This is a genomic window from Pseudomonas sp. 20P_3.2_Bac5 (genome assembly GCF_025466035.1).
Lineage (GTDB): Bacteria > Pseudomonadota > Gammaproteobacteria > Pseudomonadales > Pseudomonadaceae > Aquipseudomonas.
The window spans coordinates 186870-205421 of sequence record NZ_JANLOA010000066.1; the positions used below are offsets into that span (position 1 = coordinate 186870).

Consider the following 18552-nt stretch of genomic DNA (forward strand, 5'->3'; position numbering starts at 1 on the left):
GGGATTTTTGGCGCTGCTGAGATTGAGCGCCGCCCGCGCGGCGCTCGATCGCAAGACCCCAACCGAGCCATCGGCGAACCTATGTCAGCCCTGACGGATCCGCCCCCTCAGCTCGGCATCCACCCGTCATACCAGACCTGAATATTCTCCGGCCGCAACACGTAGTTGCGCATTACCTCGTCATGCAACTGGTCGCCCATCCGGTAGCTGGCATCGGGGTCGGCCAGGTGCATGCGGATCGCCTCCAGCCATTCCTCGGTGGAGTTGCTCTTGACCCGGGTGCACGGCAGATAACCACGATAGGCCGCCGTGTCGGTGACGATCACCGGGTAACCGCAGGCGCCGTACTCAAGCAGGCGCAGGTTGCTCTTGCAGTCGTTGAAGATGTGGAATTCCAGCGGCGCCAACGCCAGGTCGAGGTTGAGGCTGGTCAGCTTGGCCGGATAGGCCGACAGGCCAACCGGTGGATGGAACTCATGGATGTACGGCCGCAGGTCCGGCGGGCACATGCCGAAGAATACCCACTCGACCTCGTTGGCCAGGGTCTTGACCACGTCGGCGATGACTTCCAGGTCGCCGGTGTGGCTGGTGCCGCCACCCCAGCCAACCCGCGGCTTTTTCGAGGTGCGGCGCTGGCCACGGCGACCGACCCACAGTTCTTCGGCGAGCAGGTTGGGCAGCACGCGAATGTCGTGGTGGGTGTCGCGCAGGGCATCGGCCAGCGGTTCGGTGGAAACCACCAGGCGGTCGCAGCGGGCGATGCCACGGCGCAGCGAGCCTTCGAGGTCGCGCGGGGTGTGTTTCAGGTGACCGTTCTTCTTCGGCACCTTGATCACGTAGTCATCCAGTTCGTAGATGACGAAGCCCTTGGAGTAGGTCTTCAGCCGCTCGATTTCCTTGATGAAACCTTCGGTGTAGCGCCCCTGGAGAATCACCACATCCGGCGAACTGCGCTCCAGCTCGACGCTGGTGGGAATCTCGAAATACTGCTGCTGGGTGACCCAGCCCGCCGCTTCCAGTTCGGTCAGCGGCTTGGTCACCCGGTAATGGCCGACCGCGGTCTTGTTCATCGGCAAGGCCAGCACGTGAGGCAGCGAGCGACCGAGGAACGGCAGCCAGCCTTCCTTGAGTCCGGGCTCCAGGCGGAAGGCCGAGCCCTTGAGGGTCAGGTTGATGTTGTAGGCCGGGTCGCGGGCGATGATCGGCATCCAGTCGCGCTGGAACGCCTCATGCTGTTCAGCCAGGACCACCTGCCGCGCCGCTTCTTTCTGCGGATCCGGTGCCGGCCCCGGCGGGGTGTCCAGCACCAGCCGCGCACGCGGCGTCCAGACACTGAGGTAACCGGCCTGGCGCATGCGCAGGCTGAGGTCGACATCGCTGAACGCGGCGTTGAAGCGGGCATCGTTCAAGCCGCCCAGCTCCAGGAACAGGTGCTTGCGCAGCAGCACGCACTCGGCGCTGAGCACCGTGTAGTTCTGCGCCACTTGCAGGCGCTGCATGTAGCCGCCCGCCTGAACCATTTCACCCACGAACGGCGAATACACCGAGCCACGCAGGCCCAGTACGCCACCCGCGTTGACCACCAGGCCCTCGGCGTTGCACAGCTCGGCGCCGACCATCCCCACTTCCGGCCGCTGGCCGTGGGCGAGCAACACGTCGAGCCAGTCGCCGTCGGTGACAACGGTGAACGGGTTGAGCATCAGCAAATAATCGCCACGGGCATGCTGCGCAGCCAGGTTCTGCTGCGCGGCGAACGAGGTTTCCTCGTCCAGCGACAACACCCGCAGGCGCTCGCCGCCCATCTGCGCCATGGCTGCCAGCCAGACTCGGGAGTCTTCGCGCTCACTGGCGTTGTCCAGCACCAGCACTTCGTAGTGAGGGTACGTGGTCTTGCCCAGCACGCTTTCAAGGCAGCGCTCGAGCGCGGCCACCTGGTCGCGGAAGCTGATGATCAGGGTCACCAGTGGCTGCGCGGCGTGCAGGTAGCGAATCTGGTTGATCGCACCGCCCGCTTCGTTTTCCAGGCGGTAGTCCAGGCCCAGGCGCTGCAGGTGAGCCTGTAGCACGCGCGGGTTTTCCGCGACCACCGGCGCCGAGGACAGCCACGCGGCGTAGCCGAACGCGCACTCCACCAGCACTTCGGGAATGTGCTCGATGGTCTGCGGGCCGTGGCTTTCGACCAGACGCCACAGCAGGTCATGGGGCGCCAGTTCGCGATAGCCCGCGGCAAAGCCGCCGGCCGCGAGGAATTGCGTGCGGGAGAACGCCAGCACTCGCCCGGTGAAGGGATAGGCACGCTGCAGGTCGAGGTTGAAGTCAGGCTTGAACACCGGATCCTGCGACTCGCCCTCCAGCAGCCCGCCCTCGTCGCCATAGCAACAGGCGATCTGCGGCAAGCGCACCGCGCGCTCGGCCAGCAGCATCAGGCTGAATTCGCTCAGGCGGTCACCCGCGCGCAGCAGATAGAACCAATCGACGCCTTCCAGCTCGGGCAGCAGCTCATTGAGTTGCTGCCCCCAGTCCGCTTGCAGCGGGCGGCCGATCAGGGTGTCGTCGAGGCTGGACGCCACGCGAGCGCTGGACAGCACCAGCGTGCTGGCGGCGCCGTAGCATTGACGGTTGATGCTCTCCACGGTGCGCTGCAGCGCCGGGCTGTCTCCTTCGGCATCGATCACCACCACGGCGATGCGAGGGCGCCAGTCCCAGTGTTCGCTCAGGCGCATCAACCGGCGCAGGACAAGGGGATCCTGGCGGCAGCCCAGCCACTTGCCATAGAGGTCGGCAAAGGTGTCGCTGTCGAAACCCACCTGCGATTCCTGGATCGCCTGCAAGCCGCGCAGTACGTGAACCAGGAACAGGTTTTCCCATGTCCGCGGCACCACCCGGCCATCCACCGGCAACACATGAATCCGCGCCCAGCCAGTAAAGCTCTCGGTGGCCGGCGGACGGGCAGCGAGCATGCTGCGCAGCCACTGCAGCTCGGCGACGCGTGCCGCCACCATCTGCGGTTGCTGGCGCAACTGGTCGGGGTGGATGCGCTCGATGCAGTGCATCTGCGCCGTCACCACCAGATTGCCCCGACGCAGCAGGCAGATGAACAGCGCGAAGTCGAGCAGCGCGACGAAGCCCGCCTGCACCAGTGCCGGCAGCAGTTCATTGAGGTCGCTGGTGCGCATCAGGGTATTGCTGAAGCCGCCGATGAAGTTCAGCGGATTGCTGTCGAAGAAATCCAGCAGGTCGTCGCCGTTGTAAACCGTGGCACCCCAACTGAACCAGCTGTTTTCCAGGCGCTGGGACAGCGCGAAGTCTTGACCGTCGGCGAGGTTGCGGCGAGTGGTGACCAGGCTGACGTCATCGTTGGCGAGGAACAGGCGCATCTCGCTGCTGATGCAATCGGCCATCAGCCGATCGTCGTCACAGAGGAACTGCACGTACTCGCCCCGCGCCAGTTCCAACCCGGCCAGCAAGTTAGCGCCCAAGCCTGGCGGCTGCGGGTTGCGCTGGTAGTAAAGTGGGCAGCGGGCGAGCGGGTCCAGTTCATCGACCAGCGCCTTGATTTCGTCGCCGTGGCTATCGTCGCAGACGATGACTTCGAGGTTTTCGTAGTTCTGGGCCAGGGCACTGACCAGCGCCGCACGGAAGAAACGGGGATTGCAGGCGGGAATGACGAGACTGACAAGAGGCGCTGGGTTCACGACGAAGACTCTCGACCGGTGACTGCCCTCGGAGGAAATTCAGAACAGTCTGGACCGTGGGAAAAGGGAGGCGACCCGCCGCCCCGAAACGAACGGGACGGCGGGCATGCAGCAGTTACAGAACCTTGAACAGGCTCAACTGGCTAACGCGGCTGAAGGCCATTTGCGAGGCTTCAAGCATGGTCTTTTGCAGGGTCAGGCGGGTCATCACTTCGGCCGGATCGGAATCACGAATCGACGACTGGGTGCTGGAGTTGGCGATGCTCAGGCTCTCGTTGGCCAGCTCCTGCAGGTCCAGCGCCTTGCCCCGCGCACCGATCGAGGTGACGGTGTAGGCCAACTGGTTCTGTCCGCTACTGACGTTGGCGATGGCCGAGTCGAGTGCGGCGCGCAGTTGCTGCGAGGCCTTTTCGCTGCCGTCGATGGGCTTTTCCAGCGCCTGGCGCAACTGGCTGACGGTGTCGAGAATGTTCTGCGTATGGTGCTTGTTGACCGTCACGCTGTACTGCTCACCGTCGACCGGCGTAGCGCTGAAATCGAACTTGACCCCGGCAGCGGTGATGGAGGTAGCACCCGCCGCCACCGTACCGTTGGCGACCGGACGGCTGCCGGCGGACAGCGGCTGGGCATAAAGCTCATAGTTGCCGCCAGTGGTGAACTTGATCACCGCGCCTTCCGGGAAGGACTTGGCATAGAGGTCCGCGTCGACCACCGAGGTACCGGTCATCTGCACGCCGGAGCCGTTGCCTGGGCTTGCGGTGCCGGTGATGGTATCCGGCTTGGACTGCAGGGTGAACTGGTGACCCGTGATCAACGCATCGCTCTCGCCGCTCTGCAGGTTGAAGTTCAACTTCAGGTCAACACCGCGGAAGCTCACCGCGACCCCGCCGGGGGTGGTCGAGTCGAACGCGCCGTTGCCGCTGGCCTCGGAGGTGTAGTCGTTGCCCGCCTGGTCCTTGATCGAGAATTGGGTCGGGCTGACCATGGTGATGACGTAAGGCTCGTTGGCACGGAACGCATCGTTGTAGTTGATATCAGCGGACACCTGGCCATTGGACAGCGCCACCCGTACATCCGCAGGGTTGGTCGGCGAAGTGACGGTGGTCTGCGTGCGGCTGGTGTTCAGCGCCTGCTGGAAAGTCGCCCAGCCGCTGTCGTTGCCGGCCATGGTCAGCATGTCGCCGACCTGCAGTTGCAGTTGAGTCTGGTCGCCCTGGTAGGTGTAGGTGCCATCTGCGTTGCGCACGAACGGCTGGGTATCACCCTTGGAACCGGAGAACAGGTACTGACCGTTCTCATCGCGGGTGTTCATCAGGCTCAGCAGTTGGTCTTCGAGCTTGCCCAGTTCGGTGGCCGTGGCTTTACGCTCAGTGTCGGTGAAGCCTGCGTTACCCGCGCCCAGCGCCAGTTCATTGACCCGCTGCAGGATGGTGTTGATCGAGTTGAGCGTGGTCTCGGACTGACTCAAGCTGTTGCGAATCATGCCGGTGTTGGTGTCGTACTGGGCCAGCATCGAACTCTGGTGATCGAGTTGCAGCAGACGGGCCGCGCCCACCGGATCATCGGCGGCGGTACGCACGCGGATCAGGTCGCTGGCCTCTTCGCCGGTCTTCACCACGTTGGAGTAGTTCCGCTGATAGTTGGAAGCGCTGGTTTCGTAATACTGGGAAGTAGAGATACGCACGGTCTACGACTCCTTAAAGAGCACTGATCAGCGTGGAGAACATTTCCTGCGCCGCTTTGATGATCTGCGACGAGGCGGTGTAGTACTGCTGGTACTTGACCAGGTTGCCGGCTTCTTCATCCAGTTGCACGCCAGACAGCGAGTCGCGGGAAGCCTTGGCCTGGGTCAGGATGGCGGTGGTCGCCGAGCTGTCCATCTGCGCCTGCTTGGTCTTGGCGCCAACGCTCTCCACCAGCTTGCCGTAGGCATCGGTCAGGCTCACGCCCTTGGTGGCGCTGCCGACATCGACGGTCTGGGCTTTTTGCAGTTCGAGCAGCGACAGGCCGTTACGGTTGTCCGAGGAACCCGCGCCGGTCAGGGCAATGCTGTAGCTGTCGTTTTTCTTCGGCGAGCCGGCGACATCGATCTGGAAGCTGAAGGTCTTCTGAACGTTGTTGCCATCGACGATTGCCGCGCCGTTGGCATCGACCATCGGTACGTTGATCTGCAGGGTGTTGTTCTGGCCAGGCACGAACGTGCCGCTGCCAATCGGGTCGCCCTTGGAGTCGACCACCGAGTAGGTCTGCGGGCTGACGGATTCATCACCGAACACCAGGCGCACCGGCGTCGAGTACTTGATGCCGTTCTGCAATTCCAGGCGCTGGGCCGGGTCGGCGATATCCAGCACCGATTTCAGCACCGGCTGGGTGATCACGCCGGTACCGGTGTTGCTGCCACCGGTCGTCGCCGTCAGCGGAGCGGCCACGGCCAGGCGCTTGGAGTCGGTCATCACCACTTCGAGGGACGCGGCAGCGTTGCGGGTCGGGGTGATCTTGAAGCTGTCGCCGGCTTTGACCGTACCGCCGTTCAGGTCGAGGCTGAAGCCGTCGATCACTGCGGGCGGATCGTCATTGATGTTGAAGGTGCCCATGTTGGTGTTATCGGGCAGCTTACGAACGATGAAACTGCCCGCGGTCGGCTGATCGGTGATGGTCACCTGGTAGTCGCTGGTGGTCAGCCGGCCAGTGTCCTTGATCACCACGTTGAGGTTGGTCGAGGTGGCATCGTTGCCGGTCATGGCAATGCTGCGCCCGACCATCGCCGCCGCGCTGTTGATGTCGCTGAACAAGGCCGCGCCGAACTCGCCGTTCTTGTCGATGCCCTGGGCCAACTGCGAGTTCATCTTCTCGGCCATGACCAGCGCGATACGACCAATCTCGTTCTGCGCAGGCACCAGGGTCTCGGTGCGATAGCGCAGCAGACCGCCGATTTCGCCACCGGTCAGGGAATTGGTCACATCGATGGTGGAGTTGTTGTAGCTGAGCTTGATCGACACCTGGCTCGGGTCGGTGGTGCTGGTCACGGTGCTGAGGGTGTTGACGGAGGTGCCCAGTACCAGCGACTGGCCGTTGGCCAGGGTGATGTCGATATTGCCGTTGCGCTGGCTGGTCTGCACGCCTACCAGTTCGGACAGTTGGCGAACGGTCTCGTCGCGCTGGTCCATCAGGTCGTTGGGCTGGCCATTGAGGGCCGCCACCTTGGCGATCTGGTCGTTGAGCGAAGCAACGGTCTTGGCCAGGTTGTTGACCTGTTCGGTCATCGACTTCAGGTTGCCGTTGATGTTGCTGTTCTGTTCCTTGAACTGCGCGGCGATGGTGTTGAAGCGGTTGGTCAGGTTCTGCGCGTTGGTCAGCAGCAACTGCCGCGAAGCATCGTCGTTGGGCTTGGCGGAAAGGCCCTGCAGCGACGTGAAGAAGTTGGTCAGCGCGCCGGTGACACCGGTGTTGGCGTCGGACAGCAGGTTGTCCACCGAGGTGATCTGGCTCAGGTACGACGCGGCATCGCTGTTGAGCGAGGTGCTGGTCTGCAACTGGTTGTCGAGGAAGGCGTTGTACACCCGGCGCACGTCAGCCAGGGTGGTACCGGTACCGATGAACACCTGGCCATAGCGGACCGAGCCGTTAGTGGTCTGGACGTTCTGCTGGCGCGAATAGCCCGCCACATCGGCATTGGCGATGTTGTTACCCGTGGTATGCAGCCCCGATTGAGCGGCCCCAAGCCCCGACATCCCGATACTGATCAAACTCGCCATGGTTCAAACCTTATAGTTTCGTAGTTGCGCCAATCGCCGCGTAGCTATCGTACGACTTCATCTGTTTTGCGATCTGCGAGATCTTGCTGGCGTAATCCGGGTCGGTTGCGTACCCGGCTTTTTGCAGCTCTCGCACAAACTGTTCTGGGTTATCGGCCGACTTCACCGCTTCTTGATAGCGGCTGTTGTTCTGCAACAGGCTGACCAGATCGTGGAAGCTGTCCTGATAGGAATCGTAGGAACGGAACGCCGCCGTTTCCTTGACGAACTGGCCGTCGCGGAATTCGCTGGTGATCGCCCGCGCCGAATCGCCCTGCCAGTTACCGGTGGCCTTGATGCCGAACAGGTTGTGGCTGCTGCTGCCATCGGAGGAGCGCATGACCGACTTGCCCCAGCCGGTTTCCAGCGCAGCCTGAGCCACCAGGTAACGCGGATCGATACCGATGCGCTTGGCGGCCTGCTCGGCCATCGGCAGCATGGTGCTGACGAATTCGTCGCTGGACGAGAACGCTTTCTGCGCCGGCGCCAGCGGTGGCTGGGCCACGGCACGGCCATAGATGCGCATCGCGCCGGGTGCGGCGAACGTCTGCGCCGGCTCCCAGTCGCCCTTGATCACGGCATCGGTCATCGCCGTGGTGCGCTGCGGCAATGCCGCGGTATTGGTGGTTGCCGCGGCGGCATCGGCCGACGGCACGATACCGGCCAGCAGGCGGTCGGTAAGCTTGCCCGGCAACGCCAGGCGCCGGGAGTTGAGCGCGGCCACATCGTTGCGGGTGGTGCCGGTTTCTTCGGCATTGCGCACCGGCTCGGCCACTTTGCTCGCCCACAGCGCACGCTGCTGCACATCGACCCGCGGGAACGGGCTGGTGTTGACGCTCACACCCTTCTGCTTGGACAACTGGCGCATCAGGACATCCTGCAGACCAATGCCGCCGCCCTCGCGGGACAGGCTGACCGACAGTTGCTGGTCGTACATCTGCTGGTACTGCTTGGTGGTCTCGGTGTTGAGCGGGTTGTCCTTGGCCAGCACATCGGTGGCCGAACGCACGGACTTGAGCATTTCGTTGAGGAACAACGACTCGAATTCCTGCGCCACCTTGCGCAGGTTGCCTTCGCTGTCGCGGTCGCCGACCTTCATCGAGTTGAGGCGATTGAGGTCGGTGTAGGCACCGCTGTCGGTGGCGCTGTAGTTGGTGCTTTTTGGCATGTCCATACGCGCGAGGCCTCAGATCACGATCAGGTCGGCCTGCAAGGCGCCGGCCTGTTTCAGGGCTTCGAGGATTGCCATCAGGTCGCTCGGCGCGGCGCCGACCTGGTTGACGGCACGGACGATCTCGTCAAGCGTGGTGCCCGGACCGAACTTGAACATCGGCTTGGCTTCCTGCTCGGCATTGACCCGCGAGCGCGGCACCACGGCAGTCTGGCCGTTGGAGAACGCGCCCGGTTGGCTGACGATCGGGTCTTCGGTGATGGTCACGGTCAGGCTGCCGTGGGTCACTGCGGCCGGCGACACCTTGACGTTCTGCCCGATGACGATGGTGCCGGTACGCGAGTTGATGATGACCTTGGCCACCGCCTGACCCGGATCGATCTCCAGGTTCTCAAGGATCGACAGGTAATCGACCCGCTGCCCCGGATCCAGCGGCGCGGTGACCCGCACCGAACCGCCATCCACCGCCTGGGCAACACCCGGGCCGAGCAGCTCGTTGACCTTGTCGACGATACGCTTGGCCGTGGTGAAGTCCGGACGGTTGAGGTTCAGGGTCAGGCTGTTGCCCTGGTTGAAACCGCTGGGCACGGCCCGCTCCACCGAGGCACCGCCGGGAATGCGACCGGCCGACGGCACGTTGACGGTGATCTTCGAGCCGTCGCGACCTTCGGCGTCAAAACCGCCCACCACCAGGTTGCCCTGGGCGATGGCGTAGACGTTGCCGTCGATACCCTTGAGCGGCGTCATCAGCAGGCTGCCGCCGCGCAGGCTCTTGGAGTTACCGATGGAGGACACGGTGATGTCGACCACCTGACCGGGCTTGGCGAAGGGCGGCAGGTCGGCATGAATCGACACCGCAGCGACGTTTTTCAACTGCACGTTGCCCGAGCCGGCCGGCACCTTGATGCCGAACTGCGAGAGCATGTTGTTGAAGGTCTGCAGGGTGAACGGGGTCTGAGTGGTCTGGTCACCCGTACCGTTCAGGCCCACGACCAGGCCGTAACCAATCAACTGGTTGGAGCGCACGCCGGAAATGCTGGCGATGTCCTTCAGGCGCTCGGCGTGGGCGCTGAACGCCGCACTGAGCAGAAGGGTCGCGGCAAGCAGTTGCTTGAAGTTGAACATGGGCATCCGGACCTAGAACGGGAAAAGCGGGCTGAGGAAGAAGCGGTCGAACCATCCCGGCTGGCTGGCGTCGGCGAAGGAACCGGTTCCCGAATAGGTGATGCGCGCATCGGCGACCCGGGTCGACGGCACGGTGTTGTCAGTGGCGATGTCGTCGGCGCGAACCATGCCGGCGATGCGTACCAGTTCGTCACCGGTATTGAGCGTCATCCACTTCTCGCCGCGCACGGCAATGATGCCGTTGGGGAGCACGTCGGCCACGGTGACAGTGATCGAGCCGGTCAGGGTGTTGCCCTGGGCCGCCTTGCTGTCGCCCTTGGTGGTGCGGTCGCCGCTGTAGCCGGCGCTGAGGCTCAGGTCGTTGCTGCCGATCGGGTTGTTGGTGGTCAGGCTCGAACCGAACAGCGAGGTCAGGCCCAGCTCGGCATTGCTGTTCTTGGCGATCTGCGAGTTGGCGTTCTTGCTGGCCTGGGTCCGCTCGTTCAGGGTGATGGTGATGATGTCACCGACCCGGAACGCCTTACGGTCGCTGTACAGGTTCTGCTCGAAACCGGCCTGGTAGATCGAACCGTTGTTGGCCGCCGCCGGCAGGGGCGTACGCGGCAATACCGGCGCGTAGTACGGATCGTTGGGCTTGGGCGTCGGCGCGACGCAACCAGCCAGCAACACCGCCCCCCCCAGGGCGAATACGGATAGCAAACGGCTCATGACTCTGACCTCACGGTGTAACAGCTACTTCAATTACAGGTTCTGGGTAACGTACGAGAGCATCTGGTCGGCGGTGGAAATGACCTTGGAGTTCATTTCGTAGGCGCGTTGGGTGGTGATCATGTTGACCAGCTCTTCCACGGTGCTGACGTTGGAGTTTTCCAGGGTCTGCTGCAGGGTGGTGCCGAAGCCGTTGAGGCCCGGGGTACCGATCTGCGGCGCGCCGCTGGCGGCGGTTTCCAGGAACAGGTTGCCACCCATGGCCTGCAGGCCGGCCGGGTTGATGAAGTCGGCGGTCTGGATGTTGCCAATGACCTGTGCGGCAGGGCTGCCGGCGGTGGTGATCGACACAGTGCCGTCCTGGCCAACGGTGAAGGTCTGCGCATCTGGCGGCACGACAACAGCCGGCTCCAGGGCGAAGCCGTTGGCAGTCACGACCTGACCATCGGAGTTCAGGTGGAAGGTGCCGTCACGGGTGTAGGAAACGGTGCCATCCGGCTGCAGAACCTGGAAGAAACCACGGCCGTTGACCGCGAGATCCAGCGGGTTCTCGGTGGTTTGCAGGCTGCCGGTCATGAAGTTTTTCTGGGTGCCGACGATGCGCACACCGGTACCGACCTGCAGACCCGACGGCAGTTCGCTGTCCTGGGTCGACTGGGCACCTGGCTGGCGCTTGACCTGATAGAGCAGGTCCTGGAACTCGGCGCGATCACGTTTGAAACCGGTGGTCGAGACGTTCGCCAGGTTGTTGGAGATGACGGTGAGGTTGGTGTCCTGGGCGGACAGACCGGTTTTACTGACCCAAAGAGCCGGAAGCATGCTGTTCTCCTCGTACGCCTGTTTTACGGCGCTACGCCTGTGTAATTAGCTGATTTGCAAAACCCGAGCCATGGCTTCGTCGCCTTCCTTGGCCGTGTTCATCATCTTAACGTGCAGTTCGAACTGCCGGGCCAGGGCGAGGACCGAGGTCATCTCTTCCACGGCGTTGACGTTGCTCGCTTCCAGGAAGCCGGACACCACCTGCACATTGGCATCGGCGTCGGCGGGCTGGCCGCTCTTGGTATGAATCAGGCCATCGAGGCCTTTGGTCATGGTCTTCAGGTCCGGGTTGACCAGCTTGATCCGGTCAACCTCAGCCATCACCCGCGGGCCTTCGCCCATGGCGCGGATGCTGATGGTGCCGTCCTGGCCGATCTCGACCTTCTGCTCTGGCGGCACGGCGATCGGACCACCGTTGCCCATCACCGGCATGCCGTTGCCGGCGCGCAGGACGCCAACGGCGTCAATGTTCAGGCTCGCGGTACGCACATAGGCTTCGCTGCCATCGGGCGCCTGCACGGCGATGAAACCGTCGCCGCCAATGGCGACGTCCAGGTCACGGCCGGTTTCCTGCAACGCACCGGGGCTGAAATCGGTCGCCGGGCGCTCGGTCATGGCATAGGCCCGCGCCGGAAAGCTGTCACCGAAAACCGGCATCGAACGCGCCTGCTCCAGGTCACGCTGAAAACCGCTGGTGGAAATGTTCGCCAGGTTGTTGGCGTGGGCCCGCTGGGCCAGCGCGTTCTGGCTGGCGCCGGTCATGGCCACGTATAGCATCTTGTCCACAGTCATCCTCCGCTGCGCTGGCGAACACTTGCCGTTCACCGCTGCTCTGGCACGGTGAAGCAATTTTCGAACCAATTAATGCAGTGAGTGCAAAAGCCCAGTGTTTTCGGGGTTTTGTCGATTGAGGGTCGTTTCAGGGAGAGAGAGAAAGACAAATTATCGGCGGCAGGCTGCCGCTGGCGGCAAGATCCCGCCCCCGGACATTCAGGGACGGCACCCGGCATTGTTAAAGGGCCCGGCAAATTGCCTCCAGCCCTCGCCCGGCGAATGCTGCGAACACACCAGACGCCCATCGGCCTGGCTTTCCCAGCGGTACCAGGGCGCCATTGCCGCCCAGGACTGGGCCGCCCACAGTACCAGCACAAGACACAGGGATCGCTTCATCACATACCTCCGAAAACAACGAACCCCCGCCCGGACCGGGAAGGGGCTCGCGTAACACTCAGGGCACCGGATGAACCGGCGCCACCATCATCAGGTCATCTGGATGATGGTCTGCATGATGGAGCTCTGAGTGGAGATGGTCTTGGCGTTGGCCTGGTAGTTGGACTGCGCCTTCACCAGCTCGACCAGTTCCTGGGTCAGGTTGACGTTGGACTCTTCCAGGGAGTTGGACTGAATCGAACCCAGGGTGCCGGTCTTCGGCGTGTCGACGCCAGGAATGCCCGACGCGTAGGTCTCTTTCCAGCGCGTACCGCCCTGCTGCTGCAGACCCTGCTCGTTGGCGAAGCTGGCGATTGCCACCTGGCCAATGGCGCGAGACTGCTGGTTGCTGAAGCTTGCGAACATGACGCCGGTGGAGTCGATGCTCAGGCTCGACAGGATACCGGTGGCATAGCCGTCCTGGGACTGCGACAGGCGCGCGGTCTCGGTGTTGTAGGAGGACGTCGAGTTCATGTCCACGCGGATGCCGCCGGCATTGCCGACGGAACCGTTCGGGCTCCAGGTACCGGTAGTAGCGTTGTACGCCGACGGAATCCAGCCCTTCAGGGTGAAGACGTTGTTGACCACCGCGAAGCTGTCATCCGGCGCGACCGTACCGGTCATGGTGTTGATGGTGCCGTCGGACTTGAAGGTCATGCTGCCCACCAGCGGCGAGGTGCTCGCCGGGTTCTGCGGGTTGCGACCGTCGACCAGTGTGTACATGGTCCAGGTGTTCTGGTCGGTCTTGCGATAGTACTGCTCCATGGTGTGTTTATTACCCTGGCTATCGTAGATCTCGGTCGAGAACTTCTTGTTGTACGTGGTCTCGTCGGTTGGCACGAAGGTCGGGCCGGCCGGCGTTGCGGTCGGCAGCGGAATGCTGTCGGCCGAGGAGTTCAGGTTGATGCCCTGGTCGATCAGGCTGGTGGCCTTCGGTGCCAGTGCCGAGGTATCGATCTTCAGGTCGGTCAGACCGGACTTGAGGATGGTGCCGTTTTCGTCCGCGGCATAACCCTGCAGGCGTACGCCGTCGTTGGTGACGACGTAGTTGTCCTTGTTGGTCTGGAAGGCGCCGGAACGGGTGTAGCTCAGCGAACCGTTGTCGCTGAGGATGAAGTAACCCTGCCCCTGGATACCCATGTCCAGCACGTTGCCGGTGTTGTTGATGTCACCCTGGCCGAACTGTTGCGAGACCGCAGCCAGACGCACGCCGTTACCGACGGTCTTGCTGCCGACGCCCAGCTTGCTGGCCGAGTAAACGTCTTCGAACTCCGCGCGGGAGGATTTGAAACCGGTGGTGGCGACGTTGGCAATGTTGTTGCCGGTAACGTCGAGCTGCTTGCTGGCTGCATAGAGACCGCTAAGGCCGATATTGAAAGACATCTTTCCACTCCTGTGCCGCGTTAGCCGGCTCTATATACCGATGGTTTGGACTTTGGACAGCGCGACGCTGCCCTGACCGGCGAGGTTCAACATCATCTCGCCCCCTGTCTGACTGATGGTGACGCTGCTGACCGTGGCCGGCAGCAAGGTGTACATTTCCATGGCCTTGCCATCGACGGTGGTGGAGGCCTTGAAGTTGTAGGTCCCCGGCGAAACCACTTCACCACTTTCGTTCTTGCCGTCCCAGACGAATGCGGCGTTGCCGGCCGCTTGTGCACCCATGTCGATGGTACGCACAGCGTTGCCGTCCTTGTCGGTGATGGAGAGCGTGACACTGCTCACCGACTGCGGCACCACGACCGAACCGCTCAGGCTCTTGGTGGTATCGACCACTGCCTTGTCGGTCTGGGCGATCACCGAGCGACCCACCAGCGACGACGCCTGCAGCGCCTGCGACGATTTGTAGTTGCCGGAAATCGCGGTCACCGACTCGTTCAGCGAGGTGATGCCTTCCAGGCTGCTGAACTGCGCCAACTGAGCGACGAACTCGCTGTTGTCCTGCGGATCGAGCGGGTTCTGGTGCTGCATCTGGGTAACCAGCAACTGCAGGAACGCATCCTTGCCCAGCGTCTTGCCGCCGGTCGAGCTGTTGGTAGCGGAGGCGACACCCGTTTGAGTGGTCGTGGTCTTCGCCGACGCCTTGATGACGTCGTTCAGGTTAACCCCTGAGGTTGTATCGTTGACGCTGGCCATTGGCGTGGTCCTTTATCACTGACCCAGGGTCAGAACTTTCTGCATCATGGTCTTGGCCGTGTTCATCAACTCGGCGTTGGTCTGGAAGGAACGACTGGCCGAAATCATGTCGGCCATTTCCTCGACGACATTGACGTTCGGGTAGTAGACGTAGCCGTCCTTGTTCGCCGCCGGATGGTTCGGCTCGTAGCGGGCTTCGAGATTGCTCTGATCCTCGACCACGCCAAGCACCTGCACGCCCTGCCCTGCCGCATCCTGGTCCTGGAACAGCGACTGACTGCCGTTTTGGGCCTGCTGGAAGGTGGTGGCGAACACCGGGTGGCGTGCGCGGTAGGTCTGGTCGATGCTCGACGAGACGGTCTCGGCGTTGGCGATGTTCGAAGCGACGGTGTTCAGACGGGTGGTCTGGGCGCTCATGCCGCTACCGGCGATGTTGAAAACACTGGCGAGGGACATGGATTACTCTCCGCGCAGGGCCGAAACCAGCCCTTTGAATTTACTGTTGAGCAGCGTGAAGCTGGCCTGGAAGCCGACCGAGTTCTCGGCGTAGCTCGATTGCTCAAGCTGCGCATCGACGGTGTTCTGGTCGATCGACGGCTGCATCGGCGTACGGTATTGCAGCGCTTCGTCGCTGAGGGTCACGCCTTCGGCTTCGATGTGCTTGGAATTGGTCCGGTCCAGGGCGAAGTGGCCGTTCTTGACCTTGTCGGTCTCAGCCTGCAGAACGGACGAGAAGTCCATGTCCCGCGCCTTGAAGTTCGGCGTATCGGCGTTGGCGATGTTGTTGGCCAGCACTTCGGCGCGCTGGGCGCGGAAGCCGAGGGCCTTTTCATGGATGCCAAGCGCTTTGTCGAAACTGATGCTCATGTCGGGGAAACCTTCGAAGGTTGACCGGATGGTTCGTTGCCGATGAAAGAGCAAGTCCCATGCCAAAAAAGGAAACCCCAGTAAAACCGGGGCTTTTGCTGAAATGCCGCACGCGGCAATGCCAGAAAAGCGGCAATGGATTTCCGCCTGCCGCCAGCAAAGCGGCAATGCCGCGAGTTGCCGCTTGCCGATAGACACCTCTGAGATGGCCCTTTTGTGGCAACCGAATGCACGGAACGCTGGCGTCAAAAGGATGTCATTTGAATGGCAGGTTCGTTACCATCTGCCGCGCTCGTTGCGTGGCTCTAGCGCCGCCATTACCAGCCAGGCCTGTACCACGCAAGGACGCACCGTGACTCCCAAGACGTTTAAGGAATGAACTGTGGCCTCCCCGATTTTCCGCAAGACCCTGCTCGCCCTGGCGGTAACCGCCACCACCCTGCCCGCCTGGGCACAGACCGTGCAGTTGACCAATGCCGGCTTCCTCAGTGAACGCCAGACTTACAGCGAAACCCTCGAAATCACCGGCACCTACACCGGCGGTAGCGACGAGGACGCCATCGAATTCAATGGCAGCCACCTGCAGAAAGACCTGATCCTCAACGCCACTATCAATAGCACCGGCGACTTCGCCGGCGGCGTGGACATGGATGTCTACGAAGACGGCAATACCTGGATCAACAACCAGATCGACGGCAGCGTCATCAACAAAGGCAGCATCAGCGCGATCGGCGGCGGCGCCAACGCCCTGATGATCGACCCGGCCATCATCGGCGGCAGCGTGATCAACGAGGGCCTGCTGCTGGCCAAGGGTGAACCCCTGACCGACGATGGCGGCACCGACGTGGCACGCGCCATCGACATGAGTGGCTCGACCACCATCAAGGGTGACCTGGTGAACGCCGCCACCGGCCGCATCATCGCCGAAGGCCGTGACGCCAAGGGCATCAACCTGGAAGGCGGCGAAATTGTTGGCAAGGTCATCAACCGCGGCCTGATCCAGGTCACCGGTGCTGGTACCACCGCCATCGACGTCACCTCGAACGAGCGCTGGCCGCAGGTCGACATGACCGACCTGGCCGGCATCGAGAACCACGGCACCATCATCGCCAGCGGCGACGACGCTGAAGGCATCCGCATCGATGGCGCCAGCTTCACCCGCGAAGAAAATCATCTGATCAACACCGGCACGATCCAGGCTACCGACGCCGCTATCGTTATCGGCGGGTTTGACGTTGACCTGGAAAACGACCCCACCGGTCAACTCGGTCAATACGCTCCGCTGCGGATCATCAACAGCGGCAAACTGATCTCCGAAGATGAAGCCGTCGACGCCAGCGAAAGCCGCGGCCGCGTTACTCTGGAGCTGCAGAACGGCAGCCAGGTCGTCGGCAACCTGATCGACCTGTCCAACGTAGGTGTGACCGGCAACGTCGACTTCACCGGCACCAGCGCCGAAGCAGATGGCTACAACATCCGCATGAAAGACACCAACAGCTGGTTCGAAGTGGGCGATGTGCCAGGCAACGCGCCATCGCAACTGAACCTGCTCGGCACGCACACCAGCCTCTACGGCAACCTGTACATGGCCACCAACTCGACACTGGGCCTGAACCTGAGCAGCGCCACCAACCCGGATGTCGCGGTGTTGAGCGTCACCGGCATCGCCGAGTTCGACAAGAATGTGAAGGTCCTGCTGGCCGCCCAAGGCGAAGACTTCTCCGCCAATGGCAGCACCTACAAGTTGATCGAAGCCGGCCGGATCGACTTGCTGGACGAAAACGACAAGATCGACCCGAACGCCAAGTTCAACCTGGCCAGCTCCTCGGCCCTGCTGAAAATCGACAGCTACAGCGTCGAAAACAACACCCTGGTGGCCACCGTCACCGGCAAGGGCAAGGAAGAAGTCGAGGAAATCATCCTCGGCAACGGCGGCTCGGCCAACAGCCAGAAAGCCATTGGCAGCCTGGTCAACGATGGTGTGATCAACCGCATCCGCGAGCAGAACCCGAACGACCCTCTGCTGCAGGCGCTGCTCAACACCGACGAAGCGCAACTGACCCAACTGGCCGAGCAACTGTCGCCAGAAGTGAACGGCGGCGCCACCCAGGCTGCAACCACCAGCCAGAGCCTGGTCAGCAACGTCACCGGCAGCCGCACCAGCAGCCTGCGCGGCGCGTCGTCCGGCGAAGGCTTCAAGGAAGCCGGTGTCTGGGTCCAGAGCCTGTACAGCGACGCCTCGCAAGACCTGCGTGACGGCGTGGCCGGCTACAACGCCTACAGCCGCGGTATCGCCGTAGGTGCCGACGGCAAGCTGAACGACCAGGTGACCCTGGGTCTGGCCTACAGCTTCATCAACACCGACGTGAACGGCAAAAGCGGCAACAAGACTGAAGTCGACAGCCACGCCTTCACCCTGTACGGCGGCTACGAGCTGGGCAACTACTTCGTCGATGCCAGCCTGACCTACGGCGTCAACGACAACGACAGCAAGCGCAGCATCGCCGGCACCCAGGCCAAGGCCAGCTACGACAGCGACCTGCTGGGCCTGAACCTGGTCGGCGGTTACACCTGGAAGATCAACCCGCAACTGCTGGTCGAACCACGCCTGGCGGCGCGTTACAGCCAGGTCAACATCGACGGCTACCGCGAGAAGGGTTCTTCGGCCGCGCTGAAAGTCGAAGACCAGCGCTACGAAGCCATCGAACTGGGTGCGGGCGTCCGGGTTGCCGGCAGCTACGCACTGGGCGCCGGCACGCTGGAGCCGCAGGTCAAGCTGATGGCCTACCACGACTTCGCCGCCGACCAGTCCAGCAGCACCTCGACCTTCTTGCTGGGCAACACGCCGTTCGTGACCACCGGCGCCAAGGCCGTGCGCAACAGCTACGAAGCCGGTATTGGTACCGACTACAAGCTGGGTGCAGTGACCCTGGGCGTGAACTACGACTACGTCGGCAAGTCGGGCTTCGATGCTGACGTGTTCAGTGCCAAGGTACGTTACGACTTCTGATGCCGGTTGCGGTCAGTT

Annotated in this window: 14 protein-coding genes; 1 reads left to right on the forward strand and 13 read right to left on the reverse strand. The window is 62.7% G+C overall.

Translation table 11 applies throughout. The features are described from left to right. Nucleotides 1–107 precede the first annotated feature (107 nt). The 13 genes from NTD88_RS12030 to flgB form a co-directional block, all read right to left on the reverse strand. A complete protein-coding gene (locus NTD88_RS12030; RefSeq protein WP_262156295.1) occupies nt 108–3695 on the reverse strand; it encodes a glycosyltransferase in 3588 nt (1195 codons plus the stop codon). Nucleotides 3696–3810: 115 nt separating this feature from the next. Then, nucleotides 3811–5379, reverse strand: a complete 1569-nt coding sequence (locus NTD88_RS12035; protein ID WP_262156294.1) for a flagellar hook-associated protein 3 — start codon at nt 5377–5379, stop codon at nt 3811–3813. Nucleotides 5380–5392: 13 nt separating this feature from the next. Further along, nucleotides 5393–7450 (reverse strand): flagellar hook-associated protein FlgK, encoded by a 2058-nt coding sequence (gene flgK / locus NTD88_RS12040; protein ID WP_262156293.1) that lies wholly within the window; start codon nt 7448–7450, stop codon nt 5393–5395. Between the two features lie 10 nt (nt 7451–7460). Further along, nucleotides 7461–8663, reverse strand: a complete 1203-nt coding sequence (gene flgJ, locus NTD88_RS12045) for a flagellar assembly peptidoglycan hydrolase FlgJ (RefSeq protein WP_110969460.1) — start codon at nt 8661–8663, stop codon at nt 7461–7463. Between the two features lie 12 nt (nt 8664–8675). Then, complete coding sequence (locus tag NTD88_RS12050; RefSeq protein ID WP_095156930.1) at nt 8676–9785, reverse strand: flagellar basal body P-ring protein FlgI; 1110 nt, start codon at nt 9783–9785, stop codon at nt 8676–8678. 12 nt (nt 9786–9797) lie between these two features. After that, nucleotides 9798–10493 (reverse strand): flagellar basal body L-ring protein FlgH, encoded by a 696-nt coding sequence (gene flgH, locus NTD88_RS12055; RefSeq protein ID WP_095156929.1) that lies wholly within the window; start codon nt 10491–10493, stop codon nt 9798–9800. A gap of 33 nt (nt 10494–10526) precedes the next feature. Further along, the gene (gene flgG, locus NTD88_RS12060) at nt 10527–11312 is read right to left on the reverse strand and encodes a flagellar basal-body rod protein FlgG (protein WP_095156928.1); all 786 of its coding nucleotides are present in this window, start codon (nt 11310–11312) and stop codon (nt 10527–10529) included. Nucleotides 11313–11357: 45 nt separating this feature from the next. Further along, the gene (locus tag NTD88_RS12065; RefSeq protein WP_095156927.1) at nt 11358–12098 is read right to left on the reverse strand and encodes a flagellar basal body rod protein FlgF; all 741 of its coding nucleotides are present in this window, start codon (nt 12096–12098) and stop codon (nt 11358–11360) included. Between the two features lie 204 nt (nt 12099–12302). Then, nucleotides 12303–12482, reverse strand: coding sequence for a hypothetical protein (locus tag NTD88_RS12070; protein WP_262156292.1), 180 nt, complete (start codon nt 12480–12482; stop codon nt 12303–12305). A 90-nt stretch (nt 12483–12572) separates the two neighbouring features. Continuing rightward, nucleotides 12573–13904, reverse strand: coding sequence for a flagellar hook protein FlgE (flgE, locus tag NTD88_RS12075; protein ID WP_262156291.1), 1332 nt, complete (start codon nt 13902–13904; stop codon nt 12573–12575). A gap of 30 nt (nt 13905–13934) precedes the next feature. Beyond that, nucleotides 13935–14657, reverse strand: a complete 723-nt coding sequence (gene flgD, locus NTD88_RS12080) for a flagellar hook assembly protein FlgD (RefSeq protein ID WP_095156924.1) — start codon at nt 14655–14657, stop codon at nt 13935–13937. A 15-nt stretch (nt 14658–14672) separates the two neighbouring features. Continuing rightward, a complete protein-coding gene (gene flgC / locus NTD88_RS12085) occupies nt 14673–15113 on the reverse strand; it encodes a flagellar basal body rod protein FlgC (RefSeq protein WP_009402938.1) in 441 nt (146 codons plus the stop codon). 3 nt (nt 15114–15116) lie between these two features. Continuing rightward, on the reverse strand, nt 15117–15524 hold the full coding sequence (flgB, locus tag NTD88_RS12090; RefSeq protein WP_095156923.1) for a flagellar basal body rod protein FlgB: 408 nt from the start codon (nt 15522–15524) through the stop codon (nt 15117–15119). 382 nt (nt 15525–15906) lie between these two features. Between flgB and NTD88_RS12095 the strand changes: the two genes are divergently transcribed. Further along, entirely contained in the window at nt 15907–18534 is a 2628-nt protein-coding gene (locus NTD88_RS12095) for an autotransporter outer membrane beta-barrel domain-containing protein (RefSeq protein ID WP_262156290.1), read from the forward strand. The last annotated feature ends 18 nt before the right edge of the window (nt 18535–18552 follow it).

Bases quoted from the DNA above. Each gene is read 5' to 3' on its own strand.
- flgK (WP_262156293.1), bottom strand. From the start codon at position 7,450: ATGGCGAGTTTGATCAGTATCGGGATGTCGGGGCTTGGGGCCGCTCAA.
- flgJ (WP_110969460.1), bottom strand. From the start codon at position 8,663: ATGGACATGCCAAAAAGCACCAACTACAGCGCCACCGACAGCGGTGCC.
- NTD88_RS12050 (WP_095156930.1), bottom strand. From the start codon at position 9,785: ATGTTCAACTTCAAGCAACTGCTTGCCGCGACCCTTCTGCTCAGTGCG.
- flgH (WP_095156929.1), bottom strand. From the start codon at position 10,493: ATGAGCCGTTTGCTATCCGTATTCGCCCTGGGGGGGGCGGTGTTGCTG.
- flgG (WP_095156928.1), bottom strand. From the start codon at position 11,312: ATGCTTCCGGCTCTTTGGGTCAGTAAAACCGGTCTGTCCGCCCAGGAC.
- NTD88_RS12070 (WP_262156292.1), bottom strand. From the start codon at position 12,482: ATGAAGCGATCCCTGTGTCTTGTGCTGGTACTGTGGGCGGCCCAGTCC.
- flgE (WP_262156291.1), bottom strand. From the start codon at position 13,904: ATGTCTTTCAATATCGGCCTTAGCGGTCTCTATGCAGCCAGCAAGCAG.
- flgD (WP_095156924.1), bottom strand. From the start codon at position 14,657: ATGGCCAGCGTCAACGATACAACCTCAGGGGTTAACCTGAACGACGTC.
- flgC (WP_009402938.1), bottom strand. From the start codon at position 15,113: ATGTCCCTCGCCAGTGTTTTCAACATCGCCGGTAGCGGCATGAGCGCC.
- flgB (WP_095156923.1), bottom strand. From the start codon at position 15,524: ATGAGCATCAGTTTCGACAAAGCGCTTGGCATCCATGAAAAGGCCCTC.